The organism is Winogradskyella eckloniae (genome assembly GCF_013249045.1).
In the GTDB taxonomy this organism is placed as follows: domain Bacteria; phylum Bacteroidota; class Bacteroidia; order Flavobacteriales; family Flavobacteriaceae; genus Winogradskyella; species Winogradskyella eckloniae.
Genome location: NZ_JABRWP010000001.1, coordinates 540,777 through 559,478, shown reverse-complemented (window position 1 = coordinate 559,478; position 18,702 = coordinate 540,777). Strand labels below are relative to the sequence as shown.

Genomic DNA, 18,702 nt, shown 5'->3' with positions numbered 1-18,702 from the left:
AATCTCGTATTTTTACAACGTGAAAAAGTCGCTATTAAAACAAATTAATTTACCTAAAGATCTACGTCTTCTTAATCAAGAAGATTTACCTCATCTTGCCAAAGAGTTACGTGACTTTATTATAAATATCGTTGCGACAAAAGAAGGCCATTTAGGCGCAAGTCTTGGCGTTGTAGAATTAACAATTGCCTTACATTACGTTTTTAACACGCCAATTGATGCATTAATTTGGGATGTTGGCCACCAAGCATATGGTCATAAAATACTCACAGGACGAAAAGAAATTTTTGATACCAATAGACAACTTAATGGCATTAGTGGTTTTCCAAAACGCAGTGAAAGTGCTTATGACGCTTTTGGAGTTGGGCACTCGTCTACCTCAATTTCTGCGGCATTAGGTATGGCAATTGCTTCGCAACTAAAAGGAGAAGACAAACATCATATCGCTGTTATTGGCGATGCTTCTATTGCGAGTGGAATGGCTTTTGAAGGCTTAAATCATGCTGGTGTTACCAATGCGAATTTATTAGTAATACTTAATGATAATGCCATAGGAATTGACCCAAGCGTTGGTGCCTTAAAACAATATTTAACCAATGTAAAAAAAGGGACTGAAAAACAAGATAACATTTTTGAAGCTTTAAATTTTAATTACTCTGGTCCTATTGATGGTCATGATTTACCGACTTTAATTTCAGAATTAAAAAGGCTTAAAACAATCAAAGGCCCTAAGTTTTTACACATCATTACAACCAAAGGTAAAGGCTTAAGACAAGCTGAAGAAAACCAAGTTAAATACCATGCACCTGGGAAATTTGATGCCAAAACAGGTGAGTTAGTTACAAAAAACAATATAGGTCAGGAAGCTCCAAAATATCAAGATGTTTTTGGAGAAACCATTGTAGAATTGGCTTTAAAGAATAAAAAAATTGTAGGTATTACACCTGCAATGCCAACCGGAAGTTCATTAAAATATATGATGGACACCATTCCAGAACGCGCTTTTGATGTTGGCATTGCAGAACAACATGCCGTGACTTTAGCGGCTGGTATGGCTACACAAGGGCTTATTCCTTTTTGTAATATATATTCAACTTTCTTACAGCGTGCTTATGACCAAGTGATACACGACGTCGCTTTGCAGAAATTACCTGTAGTTTTTTGTTTAGACAGAGCAGGTTTGGTCGGTGAAGATGGCGCTACTCATCATGGTGTTTTTGATATTGCCTATTTAAATTGCATACCTAATTTGGTCATTTTTGCACCAAGTAATGCCATAGCTTTAAGACAAATAATGTATACCGTTCAACTGGGTATAGATGTCCCAATTGCCATCCGTTATCCTAGAGGTCGAGGCCATATAATTGACTGGAAAACCCCTTTTGAAAAAATTGAAATTGGTAAAGGTATATGTATAAATAAAGGCGAACAAATTGCAGTTCTATCTGTTGGCACAGTGGCTTTCAAAATAAAAAACGCTATTGCTTCATTAGATAAAAAATTTAACGTAGGCCAATATGATATGCAATTTATTAAACCATTAGACACATCCTTATTGCATGATATCTTTCAACATTATCATGCCATCATTACTGTTGAAGATGGAACGATAATAGGTGGATTTGGCAGTTCTGTTTTAGCTTTTGCTAATACCCATAATTATAAACATAATATAATTACTCTAGGCATTGATGATCAATTTGTAGAGCATGGTACAACAGATGAGCTTAATCAACTGCAGCATTTAGATGAACTTTCTATAAAAAAAGAAATAGAAAATTTATTCCTCACTGTCAACAACGGCCATGTCTGATGAATTCTGAATCGGCTGTTCTGTTTCTGTAGGTTGTACTGTATAATTCTCCTTGTTTGGGCTAGAAATATCATCTAACATTAAAAGGCACGTTACAACAACAAAGAAAATAACGAGACCTCCGAGTATATTATTTCTCATAAGTAGGTATTTTTTAATAGCTTGAATATCAGACAAATTAAAATAAAAAATCGTTAATATGCAAATTTAATCGACAAAATACACTTGTTTTAAATTTGACCTTTTAGTTTTTTATAAAGTAGCATGGCATTAGTATCTGATAATTTAGAGATATACAGGCATACGGCAAGTAAATTATTATATAAAGAATCAGTCCCTAATTTCACTGTTTTGGGCAACGTATTTAGTAACAATTCATCATAATTAGTCATAGTATCCGTAAAATAATTGTATGCCAAATTACCAAATGCTTTTAATAGATGATTTAAAATTTCGTAACCAGCAATTTCCTTGTTTAGAACTTCTTTAGATTGGTAAACATTTTTAACACTAATATTTATAATATCTTTTATCTGAGCTTTATATTGACTAACATCTAATAAAGCAGTCTCAAACTGTCCTAACAAAATGGCTTCTTCATGTTTCATAAATAACGAAGCTGCTTCATGTATTAATCGTCCTATCGCCAAAGCTCTTAAATAACTTACCCTATCCTCTGTGGTACGAAGCGCGTTATAATTTTCGGTTTTTATACTATCTCTAACCAAGTTTATCAAATACTCTAAGGCATATTCTTCTTGAATTAATCCAAGGTTAATACCATCTTCAAAATCTACAATAGTATAACAAATATCATCTGCGGCCTCTACCAAAAAAGCGAGAGGATGTCTTTGGTAACTGATATAATCAGTATGTCTTTTTATTAAACCAAGCTCTTCTGCAACATCTTGAAACATTAATTTTTCACTTTGAAAAAAGCCATATTTTTTATCTACAATGTGTTTTGTTGGTTTTTTAGGTAGTGATTCTTTTGGGTACTTTGTAAAAGCACCTAAGGTTGCATAACTTAATCGCAAGCCGCCTTCTCGTCCTTCTCTACTCTCTGTTAAAATTTTAAACCCATTGGCATTACCTTCAAAATCACATAAATCTTGATATTCTTTATCTGATAAATAACGTTTAAATGCGCTACCATTACCTGCTTTAAAATAAGCACCAATAGCCTTTTCACCAGAGTGGCCAAAAGGAGGATTTCCTATATCATGGGCCAAAGCTGCTGCGGCAACAATAGCACCAAAATCGTTTATTTGATAGCCGTGAACATTTTGCAAGTGCGGATGTTTTTTTAATAATAACTGACCTACTTTCCTTCCTAAAGACCGACCCACCACACTAACCTCTAAACTATGCGTTAAACGCGTATGTACAAAGTCTGTTTTAGATAATGGAACCACTTGAGTTTTGTCTTGTAACCCTCTAAATTCTGACGAAAATATAATACGATCGTAATCTACCTCAAACCCCAAACGCGTTTCGTCTTGTTCTTTTCTCAGTCTTTTATTTGTGTCTCCAAAACGCTTTAATGAAAGTAATTGTTCCCAGTTCATAGTAAAATTATTAAAACATGCAAGATAGATAATTTGATATAGAATTAAATATAAAAATAGGAGTTACATCCTCCCAAGGCCAATGTTATGTAAATGTTTCCTAAATATAAATTCACATAATATTAACGTAACGATACGCTAACCTTTTAGTGATGAATCGTTAATTTTTATATAACCTAATTTGCGCGTTTCGATAGTTTCTTTGCAGCATCAAATTAAAAAATCAAATTGAAAATAAATTTTAACTCATGAAAAAATTACTATCAATCGCTTTAATCGCTTGTTCACTAGTTTTCACTAGTTGTTTTAAGGATGACGACACACCTATCATTATAGAAGAAACGACAATCTATATTAATGATAATGGAGGAGGTACAGTAGATTGCCCAATCGTTGCAGTTACAGGTGCTATTTCAGAAAGCACTACATGGACTGCAGATAACATTTATCAATTAAACCAAAAAGTGGTTGTAAGTTCTGGTGTTACTTTAACAATTAATCCAGGTACAATAATAAAAGGTTCTGCTGGTACAGGTTCTTTAGCTTCTGCATTAATTGTAGCAAGAGGTGCAACATTAAACGCACAAGGTACTGCTGACCAACCAATTATTTTTACATCTACTAGTGATGATATTACTTGTGGCGAAACTGCAGGTACAAACTTAGACGAAAATGATAGAGGTCTTTGGGGAGGATTAATAGTCTTAGGAAATGCACCATGTTCTTTTTCAGGAGATATTTCTGAAGCTCAGATAGAAGGAATTCCTGCTGCTGATACATTTGGACTTTACGGTGGTTCTGATGCTGCTGATAGCTCTGGAGTATTACAATATATCTCTATACGTCATGGAGGTGCATTAATTGGAGAAGGAAACGAAATTAATGGATTAACACTTGGTGGTGTAGGTTCTGGTACTGTAGTTAACCATATAGAAGTTGTTGGAAACGTAGATGACGGTATTGAATTTTTCGGTGGAACTGTTGATGCTTCTAACTTATTAATTTGGGCTCAAGGTGATGATGCTTTAGATATTGACCAAGCATATTCTGGAACTATTGATAATGCTGTTGTTGTATTAGGTGACTTTTCTGATCATGCTTTTGAAATTGATGGTCCTGAAGGAACTGCTACTGGTTCATTTACTTTACAAAATGCAACTATCATTGGTAACACAGTTACAGAAAATGGTGAGTATGCAGATTACAGAAGTAACGCTATGGGAACTACTAGTAACATCTATGCGTACGGATTTAAAGATTCTTCTGATGTAGAATTAGATAACGATGGTGTTGCAACAAACTACAACAATGGTTTAATAACATTTGGAGCTTGGGAAATTGTTTTACCAGCTGGTGTTACTAATGCCGCAGATATCTTTGCTAACAAAGCAGAAACTGTTACTGTTACAGGTTTAGGTTCTACAGCAACTGCAGTAACTGCAGGTTCTCAAACCGTAGGAGCTACAACTTCAAACTTAAGCTGGACATATGCAAATAATGCAGCTGGTTTAGGTTTCTAAAAATCATAATTAACTTTTTGCCCATCGATTATTTATTAGTCGATGGGCTATTTAAATATTAATATGAAAAATATACAAAAAGCTTTAGTTTTTGTTTTCTTTCTAACTACATTTTTTTCCTTTGCACAAGGTATAGTTACAGGTACTATTATTGATGATGAATTTAGTGAGCCAATGGCCTTTACTAATGTATTGGTAAAAGGAACATCAATTGGAATTAGTTCTGATTTTGATGGAAAATACCAATTAGAATTAGAAGAAGGTACATATACTCTAGTATTTTCTTTTGTTGGTTACACAACTAAAGAAGTTACTGATGTCGTTATTAAAAATGGGGAAACCGTAATTTTAGACATTCTATTAGAAACTAACTCATTAGACACAGTAGTAATTACAACATCTACAAAACGAAATACTGAAAGTGCTGTCTTAAACTTACAGAAAAAATCTGTGGTAGTTATGGATGGTATTTCTGCACAAGCCATTAAAAACTCTGGTGCAAGTAATGTTGCAAGTGCTGTAAAAAGCGTACCTGGTGTTTCTATCCAAGGTGGCAAGTATGTTTACGTGCGTGGATTAGGTGACCGTTACACTAAATCGATTTTAAATGGTATTGACATTCCTGGTTTAGATCCGGATAGAAATACAATTCAAATGGATTTGTTTCCAACCAATATTTTAGAAAATGTTATTGTAATTAAATCTGCCTCTGCAGAATATCCAGCAGATTTCACTGGTGGTCTTGTAGATATTGTCACAAAAGATTTTCCATCTAAAGCGGAATATTCATTATCACTAGGCTTAGGTTACAATCCTGATATGCATTTTAACAACAATTATTTAACGTCTACTGGAAGTGACACTGATATTTTTGGTTTTGATGATGGTACACGAAGTTTACCAATTCATAGATACCAACAAATACCTGGTACTTTTGAAGATCGTTTATTATTAACCACTTTAACAGATAGATTTTCTAAAGAACTTAGAGCAAAACAACAAACAAGTGGAATGAACTTTGATTTTGGGTTTACTCTAGGAAATCAATATGACTTAGGTGATAATAAAATCGGGTATTTAGCCTCTTTTTCTTATAAAAACGAAACTACTTTTTATAAAAACAGAGAAGATGGTGCTTTTGTTAAGAATTTTGCTGATTCAGGTAACAACGAATTAAGCTCAGTATTTGATTCTAAAGGATCTGAAGGTACAAACAACGTTATAATGAATGGTATGTTAGGTTTAACTTATAAAACAGATTTATCTAAATATAAGGTTAACTTTTTACACATTCAAAATGGCGAATCTAGTGCTGGTTTTTATGATCAGATTATATCTCAAGATGCTGTTGGTGGTGGTTTAGAGCCTTTAACAAAAAACGCAATTACGTATACAGAACGTTCTGTGACCAATCTTTTATTTTCTGGTACACACCGATTAAGTGACAAAGAAAACCCATTAAATTTAGAATGGAAAATAGCACCTACGTTTTCTAAAGTAATGGACAAGGACCATAGAATTACACCATTACAACAAGCTGATAATGGCGATTCATTTATTAGTCCATCTGCTTCAACTTTCCCTATTCAACTATGGCGAAATTTAATAGAAGAAAGCTGGTCTGGTAAAGTAGATTTAGACAAAAAAATTGAGTTATTTGGTCGTGATGCAAAAATTAAATTTGGAGGCGCTTATACCTATAAGTTTAGAGACTTTAGTATCGATGACTATACCTTTAATATAGCAGGTGATGATGCCTTTATAGCAAGTGGCGATGTTGATCAATTATTAAACTCTAATAATATATGGAATCCTACAACAGATAATGGTACGTTCTTAGTTTTTGGAGATCAATTTAATGCAAACGATGCTTATGAAGGTGAGCAAACTATTGGAGCCACTTATTTTTCTTCAGAATTTAATATTTCAGAAAAATTAAAAACAGTACTTGGTATTAGAACTGAATATTTTAACTCTTACTATACTGGTCAAAATAATACGATTGTCTATGACAGAAAATCAATATTAGACGAGTTTGATGTTTTTCCTAGTGCAAATTTAATCTATGCATTAAATGACGATATTAACTTAAGAGCATCCTATGGTAGAACAACAGCAAGACCTTCTTTCAAAGAAGCTTCAGTTGCACAAATTTTCGATCCTATTACAAGTCGTTTATTTATTGGAAATATTGATTTATCACCAACGTATGTAAATAATTACGATGTGAGATTTGAGCGTTTTGGTGAAAATGGTCAGATGTTTGCCGTTAGTGGTTTCTACAAAGACCTTACTGACCCAATTGAACAGTCTTTCTTTTTACAAGCACCAACACAAATTACTGTGGATAACTTAGGAAATGCTAAAGTATATGGTATTGAGTTTGAACTAAGACAACGATTAGGTTTTATCTCTGAAAGTTTAAATAATTTAAAATTTAACGCTAATATTTCGTTTATGACTTCTGAGTTAACCATGTCTGATGGCGAATTTGAAAGCCGTACGCTTGCCGCAAGAGATGGTGAGGTTGTAGAACGCGAAAGAGATTTACAAGGACAAGCACCTTTTTTAATTAATCTTGGCTTAGACTATAACAACTCTGATTTAGGTTTACAAACAGGATTATTTTTTAACGTACAAGGCCCAACTTTAGAAGTTGTTGGTATTGGATTAGTACCAGATGTTTATACACAATCTTTTAATAGTCTTAACTTTACGTTTAACAAAACCCTTGGAGAAAATAAAAAGTCTTCTATTGACTTAAAAGTTACCAATATCTTAGGTAGCACAAGATTAAGTGAATATGAATCTTATAAAACTGCTAACCAGACGTTTTCTTTAAGAGAACCTGGTACAGAAATTTCTTTAGGTTATTCTTTTAAATTCTAAGTAAAAGAAAAACACATATTGATTAAAAGCAAAAAAGGCTTTCTGAGAATTCAGAAAGCCTTTTTTTATATCTTCTATTTTATTATCTATTTCTAAGAGCAACTTTAGTTTTGTTATCCCATTTGTTAATGTTAACAACACGAGAGTCTATATAGTCAACTTCCTTCAAAGAATTACCTTCCCAGAAAAACCATTTACCAACTTTTTTTCCAGCTTCATAGGTACCAACAGTAACTTTGTTACCATCTACATCATAACTAGTCCATTCGCCTTGTAGCTTTCCATCAGCATCAAATGCTCCTGTTTGAGCTACTTCTCCACTTTCATGATAATATGTGGCAATCGTTAAATCACCTTTCTTTTCTAATTTTGTTTCTTTTTTATCTTGTGCATAAGTAAAACTAACACTTAACATCACTAATAGTATAACTAACTTTTTCATATTATTTGGGCTTTTTATTAATATTTACTTTACAAACATAACATTATTTTTACATTTAAACAACATTTACATAACATTTAATTAACATTGAACACGTATCTTATTGACAATCATTTAGTTGCGTTATTAACAATATTATCATTTTTGATAATTTCAAATCGTAGGAATTCATAAAAAACACTATTTTTAGAGTTCTTGTTAAAAACAGATAAAAGAATGATCCCGTTTCATAACATGCTTTTAAAATCAGTTTTTATGGCAACACTGCTTTCTCTATTTAGCCATACAGCTTTTGGCCAAACTAAAAATGAAAAAGAGATACGGATAAAACTGACAGCATTTCCCAAAATAGCACAAGATGTTATAAAAAGTCTACCTACAAATTGTAAACGCTTAAAATACTTTCTTGAAACCGATAGCACTAAACGCAGTTTCGAACTAAAATTTAAATACTATAAAAAGCACTATAGTTTAGAGTTTACAGAAGATGGACAGATTGAAGACATAGAAGTCCTTTCTACGCGTCATAACATAAATAGTATAGCCAAACAGAATATTGACATGTACCTGTCAAACACCTTTCTTAAATATAAATTCATAAAAATTCAGAAACAATATGTTTTCTCTATAGATGAAGACCCAATAGCTTTTGTAAATAACATACTTAATAATGAAACACAATTATCTCCAAATTTTGAAATTATTATAAACGTTAAAACCAATAAAAAAAGAGAAACAAGAGAATTCCTATTTAGCAATTCCGGAGAATTTCTAAATCAAAGAACATTAAGTCAATCATCATACGAGCATGTATTATATTAAAAGAGCTCTTTTAGCATTATTCATAGTATTCGTCTTTAACCTTAATTCTCAGAATAATTTTGAAGGTTTAGGTGAAACGGCTTTTAATATTAACCATAAAGTAAATCAAAATTATAAAGCTAATTTCTCCGTTAAAGGCCGTTACTATTTCTATAAAGATGACACCTTCAGTTTTGTAAACCGACAGATCGATTTGGTTCATTTTTCAACTTTAGCGTTAGATCATAACCAAAGTATAAGCTTAGGTATACAATATAGAATTAGAGAATCTATAGATGGTGAACATGATGAGATAAGATTAGTACAACAATATAATTTCACAACAAAAACGCATGCCATTAGGTTTGGACACAGAGCAAGAATTGAACAACGCTATTTTAAAAATTTAACACAATTCCGTACACGATATCGCTTTGCATTAGACTTTCCGCTCAATGGCGACACGTTAGATTATGGAGAACGCTATCTTGTCGCTTCCACCGAAGCCTTATTAAGTATGAGCTCCAAATTTAAACCCGAAATAGACCATAGAACAACAGTGCAAATGGGTTGGTTAATATCACAAAAGTCTAAACTACAATTTGGTTTAGAATATCGTTTGGAAGCTTTTAATATAAATACAGAACAGAAATTCTACGTTCTTACCTCATATATTCTAAAAGTTTAATTAAAAAAACAGGTCGTTTAAAATCAATTTATTTAGATAAAAAGCCAACTTTTAATAATAACAATTAGATAACATTATTTTTGAAATAAAAAAGGTACTTTGCGTTCAATTTTTAGCATCCTTTTAAATGGAAAACCTATATATCTATATGCTTGCTGCACTGGCTTTTTTGGCCATCGCAGATTTAGTAGTTGGTGTAAGTAATGACGCTGTTAACTTTTTAAATTCTGCAATAGGATCTAAAGCTGTTTCATTTAAAACCATAATGATTGTCGCGAGTATTGGTGTTGCTGTAGGCGCATTGACCTCTAGCGGAATGATGGAAGTTGCCAGAAAAGGCATTTTTAATCCTGGTCAATTTATGTTTAATGAGATTATGGTCATTTTCATGGCTGTAATGCTAACAGACATTCTACTTCTAGATTTTTTCAACACACTCGGAATGCCTACATCTACAACAGTTTCTATTGTATTTGAGTTATTAGGAGCTTCTGTTGCTGTCGCTTTAATTAAGATTTATGCCGATAGCGAACAGTCTATTACGGACTTATCCGTTTATATAAATAATGATAAAGCAATTCAAATTATATTAGGAATACTGCTGTCCGTTGTTGTAGCCTTTTCTGTTGGTGCCATAATTCAATACATTTCTAGACTACTATTATCTTTTAAATTTCAAGAAAAGCCATCTTGGTATGGTGCAATTTTTAGTGGTGTTGCAACCGCGTCTATTTTGTATTTTATACTTATTAAAGGGATTAAGAATGCAAGCTTCATGAATGACGATATAAAGTCATTAATTTCTACTAATCCAATAGCTTTAATTGGTATTAGTTTTTTAGTTCTAACTGCAGTATCTTATTTACTTATAAAATTTACTAAAACCAATATATACGCCCTAATTATAGTCGTAGGTACTTTTGCGTTAGCTGTGGCTTTTGCAGGTAACGATTTAGTTAATTTTATTGGTGTTCCTATTGCGGCATTTAACTCATACGAAGCATGGTCTGTAAGTGGAGCGCTACCAAATGAATATGTAATGACAGCTTTAGGCGATCCAGTACAAACGCAACCATATCTTTTATTAATTGCAGGACTCATAATGGTCTTAACACTTTGGTTTTCTAGCAAGGCTAAAGCGGTTGTAAAAACCTCAGTAGATTTATCAAGACAAGATGATGTAAAGGAACGTTTTGAACCTAATTTTTTATCACGAAGCATTGTTAGGTTTTCTATCGCTACGTCAGAGAGTCTTAATGCTATACTACCAGAATCTTATAAAAAATGGTCCGACAATCAATTTATAAAACCTAAAGTTGTTGTTAAAGAACAAGATTTACCTGCTTTTGATTTAGTACGTGCAGCTGTAAATTTAATGGTAGCTAGTGTACTAATCTCAATTGCAACTTCAATGAAATTACCACTATCTACAACGTATGTAACCTTTATGGTTGCCATGGGAACGTCTTTAGCAGATAGAGCATGGGGAAGTGAAAGTGCTGTATATAGAGTTGCAGGTGTTTTAAATGTTATTGGTGGCTGGTTCTTTACCGCATTTAGCGCCTTTGTTGCGGCTGCAATTATGGCTTATATTCTGTATTATGGAAAAGGTTACGCCTTAGTCGGTTTACTTGTTTTAGCAATTTTATTACTAATTCGTAGCTACATGTCACACATACAGAAATCTAAGGTGATGAAAGAGGAAGATCAATTAGAAAAAGCCGAAAGTAGTTCTACTCAAGGTGTAATACAAGAGAGTGCCTCTAACATTGCTAGTGTTGTAAAACGTGGAAACAAAATTTACACCTCTGCGATAAATGGTTTAGCAGTACAAGACTTAAAGTTATTAAAAAAGAATAGAAAACAAATAGATAAACTATCTGACGAAATTGATGATTTAAGAGATAATATTTTCTATTTCATTAAAAATCTTGAAGAACCTAGTTTAGAGGCTAGTAATTTTTATATCAACATACTAGGTTATTTACAAGATATGACTCAGTCTTTAGATTACATCTCTAAAGCAAGTCATAAGCATGTTAACAACAATCATAAGAAATTAAAGTTTAGCCAGATAAAGGAGTTAAAAGAATTAGACGCTCGTATGGAAGCCTTCTTTACAAGGATACAAGTTGCTTTTGAATCGCGATCATTTGAACAAATTGGCGCTGTACTTGGAGAACGCTCTGATGTTTATGGATTAGTTAAAGAAAAAATCCAAAAACAAGTCGAACGCACACGAAGTGAAGAATCTAGTCCAAAAAACACAACTTTATATTTTAGCTTATTGTTAGAAACAAAAGATTTATTAGCGGCAACAATGAATCTGTTAGAAGAATATTTTGGAGCTCATGACAGTAGTGTAGAACCCGCTAAATTAGCTAGCGAACAAGAAGAGTAAGAACACATAAATAAAAATGCAAGCCCAATATTTTCATATTGGGTTTTTTTTGAAAAAATGTTAAATTTTTAAATTTTTCAACGTCCAAAACAAACAAACTAACGTATATAGAATTATAAAACTAAAATCAAAAACCAAAATTAAAATAATGAAAAAAATTTCAATCTTATTAGTAACAGCAGTTTTATTAAGCTCATGTGTATCTAAGAAAAAATTCTTGGCTTTAGAACAACAACATGGTGAAACCGTAAGTGAGTTAACTAAAACGCGTGTAGAAAAAGAAGAATTAGAAAATAAATTTGCCATCATTGAGGCACGTGTTAACCAATACAACTCTAAAATTCAATCCTTAAATAGTGATGTTGCAGGTTTAACATTAGAAAATAAATCAAAATTTGAAGTTTCTAAAGATGGTACAGTAGCCTCTGGAGCAAGTAAAGAAAAAATGCGCGCAACTCTATTAAACGTAAGTCCTGAGAAATTAGCTGGTGCTAAAACTTTAAAGGATTCTATGAATTTAGCTGTACAATACAACTTAAGTAAAGCAATTAATACAAATGACCTTAATGAAGAAGGTGATATGGTGGTTGATATCAACGAAACGGTTGTTATGATATCTATAGATGACGATATGTTATTTAGCACAGCAAGTTATAAAGTAGGAAATAAAGCAGATAAAATTTTAAAGAAGTTAGCAGACGTTATCAATTCTGAACCTAGCTTAGATGTTATGGTAGAAGGTCACACAGACTCGAGATCTATTCATACAGATAAGATTTCAGACAACTGGGAATTAAGTGTTTTACGTGCAACTTCAGTCGTTAAAAAATTACAAAATCAATTTAATGTTGCGCCTGAGCAATTAATCGCTTCTGGTCGTAGTAGTTACCAACCTTTAGTAGACAATGACACATGGTCTAATAGAGCTAAAAACAGAAGAACGCGTATTATTTTAATGCCAAACATTGACAAGTTTTTTGCAATGATGGAAGAAAAATAAGATTCAGCATAAAATCTCTAAGTTAATCATAACTTAAACAAAAAGCATCCTCCCGTATAATTCGGCATTGGATGCTTTTTTTTATACACTAATTTGTAATTTGTAAAAAATATTTATTGTTATGAAATCAGTTTTATTAGTCTTAATCATTTGTGCCTCCTGGTCCATTAACAGTCAAAACATAACTTCTAAACAGGTCTTAGAAAACGCTATTGCCTACCATGACCCAAATTCAACTTGGGCAACTTTTAATTCCAAGTTTACCGTAGAAATGACGACACCAACGTCTGTAAAACGTACAAGTATTATTGCTATTAATTTACCAGAAGAATATTTTGAAGTAACAGCAACCAAAGACACAGTCTCTACAACATATAAGCTAACGAAACAAACATGTGAAATGCGCTATAACGGCAAGCTATTAGATAGTGTAGCCGCTAAGAACAAAAAAATGTCTTGCGATAGAGCTTTACTTTATAAAAACTACTACACGTATCTATATGGCTTACCAATGAAATTAAATGATCCTGGCACCAACCTCAGCGATATTGTAGAAAAGAAAACTTTTAAAGGCAAAGACTATTTAGTGCTAAAAGTCACATATGATGAAGCCGTTGGTAGCGATGTTTGGTATTTCTATTTTAATCCTGAAACATATGCTATGGAAGTGTATCAGTTTTTTAAAACCGATGACGAAGGAAACGTAAAACCAGATTCTGGAGAGTATATATTACTGTCTGATGAAACCATTGTAAATGATATTAAAATGCCTAAAGTAAGAGCATGGTATTATAATAAAGCAGATAAGTATTTAGGGACAGATACTTTAGTAGAAAAATAAAAAAAGCATCTCATTTCTGAGATGCTTTTTTAGATATTAAACTATTTTTCGTAATGGAGAACTACTACTATAAGGAACTTGCCCAGAAGGAATCCATCTGCAAGTATCATTTAGATGTGTAACTTGGTCATCAAAAAATATCTGTGCTCCAAATGACTGAAGTACTTTATGCTTAGATAAACCACCTAAAAAATAAACTTCATCTACATAAACACCCCATTTTCTTAATGTTTTTATAACTCTTAAATGGGATGGTGCATTCCTTGCCGTAACAATTGCAATTCTAAGTTGAGACAATTCAATACTAGTTGGTAGCTCAGATTGAATTTTAGACAACTTTTTAATCAATGAAGCAAAAGGTCCTTCTCTCAAAGGTTCGTTCTCATGTTCACGCTCAAATTGATGAAAAGACTCCATACCTTCTGTTTTATACCTAAATTCCGATTCTTCAGAAAATAATACAGCGTCTGCATCAAATGCTATCTTAACTCTATTATCAATATTTTGGTAATTTAAAGGATTAGGAAAAATAGTTGCTGCTGCACATAAGTTTTTATCAATTACCATTTGTACATCTGCCTCATTTTTTGACAAAAATAAATCTATACTAAAAGCATCAATCAAATTAGCATTAAGAGGTTCACCTCCCGTCATTGCCATTCTTGTTATATCTAATTTATAATTTCTTAGAGAATTTAATATCCTCATCCCTGTTTCAGGACTGTTTTTGGACATTATAACTACTTCAAAAATTTTGTTTTTAGATATTTGGTTTAAACCAAGGATATTCTTAATTAAATAAAATGCCGAACCTGGTTTTAATGGAATATCTTCAGTCTCTAACTGATGTTTTCGATATTCTTTTATTCCTTTTTGTTCAAATATTAAATTCTCTTCTTCTAAATCAAATAGTGCGCGAGATGAGACGCCTATTACCAATACATTAGTTAAATCTATTGCCATAATTAAATTTGTTTTAATTGTGCTTTTAGCACAATTGTTAATAAAAAAAATATAAAAAAGCAGAATAATTTGTTTGTCAAGAAGAGTTGTATACTTATTTTTGAAAAACAAAATGAGGCGAGGTATTCTCGTTTCTGCTACTTATCAAACAATGGGCCTCGGAATCCAAAATTTGAAAAATTTTTTGAAAGGATATTACATTTTTTGTAATATCCTTTTGTGTTTTATATACCTCAGCAATATATTTTAAGGTTAATATTCATTTTAAGTTTATTTATTTATTCTAAAAAACCAACTCTTTCGAGTTGGTTAGTTTATACTAAATTCTATTCCTAGCCTTCACAACTAGTACATTCTTTCTTCTGCTTAAATTTCTGTGCAGCATTCATACTGTGTTGGTAGTACAATGATTTTACACCTAATTGCCAAGCCGTTACATAAAGCTTATTAATATCTTTCACAGGCATATCTGGATGCACCATAATATTTAGCGACTGTGCTTGGTCAATATGGTTTTGTCTATTCGCAGCTTGATAAATAATAGTCATTTGATCAATCTCAGAATACGTTTTAAACACATCTTTTTCATGATCTGTAAGACCTTCTAAGTGCTGTACCGAACCATCGTAATCTCTAATGCTTCTCCATATTTCTGATGTATTCATTCCTTTTTCTTCTAATAAAGCAGTTAAAAAAGGATTCTTAATCGTTGTTTTAATCTTAGCAATATCTTTTACATAGCTATTAGACCAAATTGGCTCAATACCTTGTGATACCTGACCTAAAATAAAAGCTGAAGATGTTGTTGGCGCTACAGCATTTAATGTTGTATTACGTCTTCCGTAACCTTTCAACACTTCTGGCTCACCAAATAATTTAGCCAATTCTTCTGAAGCTTTAACTGACTTTTCTTTAATGGTTCTAAATATTTCACTATTTAAATCAAAGGCTTCTTTACTATCAAAAGCAACCATTTTAGACTGTAATAAAGAGTGCCATCCTAATGCGCCAAGTCCCAATGCTCTGTTTTCTTTAGCAAAATTATAGGCTTTTTCCATAAACAAAAAGGTTTGTTTATTGTCTCTATCTTCAGAATCTCTATATACTTCTAATTTGGTAATAAATTCTTCTAATACCGCATCTAAGAAATACACCATCGTCTCAACCGCGTCTGTATTTTTCCACTTATCATAATGTAATAAATTGATAGAAGATAATACACATACAAACGACCACTTATCATTGGTTGGCAACATTATTTCAGAACATAAGTTACTTGCATAGATCTCATGTTTGTTATCTCTATATACATCTGGTGCTGCATTGTTAGCATTATCTCTAAAGAAGATATAAGGATATCCTATTTCTCCTCTACGTTGTAATACTTTTGCCCAAATAGCTCTTTTTTCAGTATCTCCATCAATCATTTCTTGCATCCAGTCATTACCTACGGTAACACCATGCGTTAATTCTTGAATAGGATTTCCCTCTGTACCAATTTCTAAAAACTCATTAATATCATTATGGTCTATTGGTAAGTATGGCGAAAAACGACCTCTTCTCACAGAGCCTTGACTTACCACGTCTACCATTTTTTCAAACAACTGCATAATATGCACTGCTCCAGACGATTCTCCATTGTTCTTAACAGGTGCTCCTCTATGACGTAATTTACCAAAGTAACCAGACGTTCCACCACCTAATTTAGACATCATTCCAACTTCTGATTGGGTATAAAGAATATCGCCCATATCATCAGAAATATGCGAACCAAAGCAACTAATTGGTAAGCCTCGTTTTTTTCCGAAGTTAGACCATACTGGAGAGGCTAAAGAATAAAAGCCTTCTGCCATATAGCCATAGAACTTATCTGCAAATCCATCGATTCCTAAAATGCGTTCTGCATTATTAGCAATTTCTCTTATTCTTTCTTCAGGAGTGGTATCTCCTGTTAAGTATCCAGATGCCAAAAATTGACGACTATGGTCTGTTAACCATTTTATTTCTGGTTCTGAATTTGCTTCTTTTATTGCCTCTTTACGAGCTTTTATAAGTTCATCGTGGTTTAATGTTTTAGTAGTCTGAGGGTTCTCTACTTTGTTGTCTAAGTCTAAGTTAGTGTTGTCGTTCATGGTTTAAAATAAGTCGTCGCTGGTTATACTTTTTGTTCTTTTGCTATAGTTGATAGAACGTTTCACAAAGAAATCTCCGTGTTTTGTTCCTATAATTTCATCATCAAACCATTCGGTTTGTTCTAATAATGTATCGTTTACATCAAATACTTTTTCAATGCCAATACTTTCTAATGAATTATTAAATCTGTTTTTTATAAATTCATTAATAACATCTTTTGGTAAGAAGTCTAATTCACCTGCTTCAAAAATCCAATCCACAAGTTTACTTTCTGATTTAAATGCTTCTTCACATAGTTCTCTAACTAAAGTACTATGCTCTTCATCAAACCATGTTGGGTTTTCATTTTTAATAATTCTAATGATATCTATTCCAAAATCGCCGTGGATTTGCTCCTCTTTTGAGGTCGCCTCAACAACATTAGAAACACCTTTTAGCATATTTTTGTGCTTATTAAAGGCCATTATGATTAAAAATTGAGAGAATAAAGACACATGCTCAATAAACAGAGAAAACAATAATATTGACTCTGCATACTCTTTATTATCTTCACTTTTTGCATTTTTTAAAGCCGTTTCTAAATAATGAACACGTCTCATTATAACTGGCTTTTTCTTTAAATGCTTAAATTCATTATTAAGTCCTAATATTTCTAATAAGTGCGAGTATGCATCATGGTGACGCACTTCACTTTCTGCAAAAGTAGCACCTACTGCACCTATTTCTGGTTTAGGCATTTTATTATAAATTTCTCCCCAAAATGATTTTACGGCAACTTCAATCTGCGAAATTGCTAACATTGTATTTTTAATAGCATTCTGTTCTACAACAGTTAATCTTGTTTTAAAATCTTGAATATCACTTGTAAAGTTAAATTCTGAATGTATCCAATACGAGTGTCTAATGGCATCTACATATTCATTAAGTTCTGGGTACTCGTATGGTTTTAAATTTATACGTTTTTCAAAAATATTGGTCTTTCTATTTCTTGCCTGCTCGTCTCTATATAGTATATAAGCTTTTGCAACACCAGGAAAAGAGCTCACCATTAATTTTTCTTCAACAAGATCTTGTACTTCTTCTACAGTAGGCAAATACTTATGATCTAAACTTTTTCGCTCTAAAAGTGTTTGTAAAACATTTACAGAAATTTTATTAGCATCTTCTTTTGTTCCATTGCCTACCGACATCATTGCCTTTTCTATGGCATTAGAAATCTTATTTAAAACAAACGGACTTGTTTCATAATCTCTTTTTATAATCTGCGTAATCTCCATAAATTTTTAGTTTAAAGCCTAAAAGTCATTAGAACGATTTTTACCGTTCAATATCCTTTTAATAATCCGTAAAATGTGTTTTATTTTTCCCTAACAAGGAATCACTGAGACATTTCTATAATTATCAATTTCTAGATCGAAAACATTAGAATAAATGATAAGTTTTTGTCTTCAACAAAGATTGACAATTGTCGTTAAAAATGAAAGCGGATGTTATAAACGTTTTCAACAAGTTTTTAACAAACTCTTGTAATGCCTATAAAACATACAATTCGCACAAAAACTGGTTAACCAACTGATTTGCAAGTATTTATGTTTGTAATTAAAATTATTTTTTTGTAAGTTTTATCATGTTAAAACTAGGGC

Annotated in this window: 14 protein-coding genes; 8 read left to right on the top strand and 6 right to left on the bottom strand. The window is 32.2% G+C overall.

The features are described 5' to 3' along the window. Nucleotides 1-19 precede the first annotated feature (19 nt). Nucleotides 20-1,813 carry a 1-deoxy-D-xylulose-5-phosphate synthase gene (locus HNV08_RS02470; RefSeq protein WP_173279518.1) on the top strand — a complete coding sequence of 598 codons (1,794 nt, stop codon included), beginning with the start codon at nt 20-22 and terminating at the stop codon, nt 1,811-1,813. Here HNV08_RS02470 and HNV08_RS02465 read toward each other — a convergent pair. Continuing rightward, nucleotides 1,781-1,954 (bottom strand): hypothetical protein, encoded by a 174-nt coding sequence (locus HNV08_RS02465; RefSeq protein WP_173279517.1) that lies wholly within the window; start codon nt 1,952-1,954, stop codon nt 1,781-1,783. The two genes, HNV08_RS02470 and HNV08_RS02465, sit on opposite strands and share 33 nt — an antisense overlap. 89 nt (nt 1,955-2,043) lie before the next feature. Further along, the gene (locus HNV08_RS02460; protein ID WP_173279516.1) at nt 2,044-3,381 is read right to left on the bottom strand and encodes a deoxyguanosinetriphosphate triphosphohydrolase; all 1,338 of its coding nucleotides are present in this window, start codon (nt 3,379-3,381) and stop codon (nt 2,044-2,046) included. A 248-nt stretch (nt 3,382-3,629) separates the two neighbouring features. On the opposite strand from HNV08_RS02460, the gene HNV08_RS02455 reads away from it, so the two are divergent. Together HNV08_RS02455 and HNV08_RS02450 are read left to right on the top strand one after the other, a co-directional pair. Then, nucleotides 3,630-4,901, top strand: a complete 1,272-nt coding sequence (locus tag HNV08_RS02455) for an autotransporter outer membrane beta-barrel domain-containing protein (protein WP_173279515.1) — start codon at nt 3,630-3,632, stop codon at nt 4,899-4,901. Nucleotides 4,902-4,964: 63 nt separating this feature from the next. Continuing rightward, nucleotides 4,965-7,790 (top strand): TonB-dependent receptor, encoded by a 2,826-nt coding sequence (locus HNV08_RS02450; protein ID WP_173279514.1) that lies wholly within the window; start codon nt 4,965-4,967, stop codon nt 7,788-7,790. A gap of 82 nt (nt 7,791-7,872) precedes the next feature. Here HNV08_RS02450 and HNV08_RS02445 read toward each other — a convergent pair whose 3' ends face one another. Beyond that, nucleotides 7,873-8,232: a toxin-antitoxin system YwqK family antitoxin gene (locus HNV08_RS02445; protein WP_173279513.1), complete on the bottom strand. Its 360-nt coding sequence runs from the start codon at nt 8,230-8,232 to the stop codon at nt 7,873-7,875. Nucleotides 8,233-8,487: 255 nt separating this feature from the next. Between HNV08_RS02445 and HNV08_RS02440 the strand changes: the two genes are divergently transcribed. The 5 genes from HNV08_RS02440 (at nt 8,488) to HNV08_RS02420 (ending at nt 13,963) form a co-directional block, all read left to right on the top strand. Further along, nucleotides 8,488-9,054, top strand: coding sequence for a hypothetical protein (locus HNV08_RS02440; protein ID WP_173279512.1), 567 nt, complete (start codon nt 8,488-8,490; stop codon nt 9,052-9,054). Then, nucleotides 9,041-9,721, top strand: a complete 681-nt coding sequence (locus HNV08_RS02435) for a DUF2490 domain-containing protein (RefSeq protein ID WP_194241964.1) — start codon at nt 9,041-9,043, stop codon at nt 9,719-9,721. The genes HNV08_RS02440 and HNV08_RS02435 overlap by 14 nt, the downstream gene beginning before the upstream one ends. Before the next feature lie 127 nt (nt 9,722-9,848). Further along, nucleotides 9,849-12,122 carry an inorganic phosphate transporter gene (locus HNV08_RS02430; protein ID WP_173279511.1) on the top strand — a complete coding sequence of 758 codons (2,274 nt, stop codon included), beginning with the start codon at nt 9,849-9,851 and terminating at the stop codon, nt 12,120-12,122. A 148-nt stretch (nt 12,123-12,270) separates the two neighbouring features. Beyond that, complete coding sequence (locus HNV08_RS02425) at nt 12,271-13,122, top strand: OmpA/MotB family protein (protein WP_173279510.1); 852 nt, start codon at nt 12,271-12,273, stop codon at nt 13,120-13,122. 121 nt (nt 13,123-13,243) lie between these two features. Further along, entirely contained in the window at nt 13,244-13,963 is a 720-nt protein-coding gene (locus tag HNV08_RS02420; protein WP_173279509.1) for a DUF6503 family protein, read from the top strand. Between the two features lie 36 nt (nt 13,964-13,999). Here the strand turns inward: HNV08_RS02420 and HNV08_RS02415 are convergent, their stop codons facing one another. From HNV08_RS02415 to HNV08_RS02405, 3 genes are all read right to left on the bottom strand, one after another. Continuing rightward, a complete protein-coding gene (locus tag HNV08_RS02415) occupies nt 14,000-14,926 on the bottom strand; it encodes a 5'-nucleotidase (RefSeq protein ID WP_173279508.1) in 927 nt (308 codons plus the stop codon). Nucleotides 14,927-15,258: 332 nt separating this feature from the next. Further along, entirely contained in the window at nt 15,259-17,058 is a 1,800-nt protein-coding gene (locus HNV08_RS02410) for a ribonucleoside-diphosphate reductase subunit alpha (protein ID WP_173279507.1), read from the bottom strand. Nucleotides 17,059-17,061: 3 nt separating this feature from the next. Then, nucleotides 17,062-18,336, bottom strand: coding sequence for a ribonucleotide-diphosphate reductase subunit beta (locus HNV08_RS02405; RefSeq protein ID WP_173279506.1), 1,275 nt, complete (start codon nt 18,334-18,336; stop codon nt 17,062-17,064). Nucleotides 18,337-18,702 lie beyond the last annotated feature (366 nt).

What these genes read in the sequence shown, in the direction of transcription:
- HNV08_RS02455 (WP_173279515.1), top strand. Translation starts at nt 3,630, where the DNA reads ATGAAAAAATTACTATCAATCGCTTTAATCGCTTGTTCACTAGTTTTC.
- HNV08_RS02460 (WP_173279516.1), bottom strand. Translation starts at nt 3,381, where the DNA reads ATGAACTGGGAACAATTACTTTCATTAAAGCGTTTTGGAGACACAAAT.
- HNV08_RS02435 (WP_194241964.1), top strand. Translation starts at nt 9,041, where the DNA reads ATGTATTATATTAAAAGAGCTCTTTTAGCATTATTCATAGTATTCGTC.
- HNV08_RS02420 (WP_173279509.1), top strand. Translation starts at nt 13,244, where the DNA reads ATGAAATCAGTTTTATTAGTCTTAATCATTTGTGCCTCCTGGTCCATT.
- HNV08_RS02410 (WP_173279507.1), bottom strand. Translation starts at nt 17,058, where the DNA reads ATGAACGACAACACTAACTTAGACTTAGACAACAAAGTAGAGAACCCT.
- HNV08_RS02440 (WP_173279512.1), top strand. Translation starts at nt 8,488, where the DNA reads ATGGCAACACTGCTTTCTCTATTTAGCCATACAGCTTTTGGCCAAACT.
- HNV08_RS02425 (WP_173279510.1), top strand. Translation starts at nt 12,271, where the DNA reads ATGAAAAAAATTTCAATCTTATTAGTAACAGCAGTTTTATTAAGCTCA.
- HNV08_RS02465 (WP_173279517.1), bottom strand. Translation starts at nt 1,954, where the DNA reads ATGAGAAATAATATACTCGGAGGTCTCGTTATTTTCTTTGTTGTTGTA.
- HNV08_RS02450 (WP_173279514.1), top strand. Translation starts at nt 4,965, where the DNA reads ATGAAAAATATACAAAAAGCTTTAGTTTTTGTTTTCTTTCTAACTACA.
- HNV08_RS02405 (WP_173279506.1), bottom strand. Translation starts at nt 18,336, where the DNA reads ATGGAGATTACGCAGATTATAAAAAGAGATTATGAAACAAGTCCGTTT.
- HNV08_RS02415 (WP_173279508.1), bottom strand. Translation starts at nt 14,926, where the DNA reads ATGGCAATAGATTTAACTAATGTATTGGTAATAGGCGTCTCATCTCGC.
- HNV08_RS02445 (WP_173279513.1), bottom strand. Translation starts at nt 8,232, where the DNA reads ATGAAAAAGTTAGTTATACTATTAGTGATGTTAAGTGTTAGTTTTACT.
- HNV08_RS02430 (WP_173279511.1), top strand. Translation starts at nt 9,849, where the DNA reads ATGGAAAACCTATATATCTATATGCTTGCTGCACTGGCTTTTTTGGCC.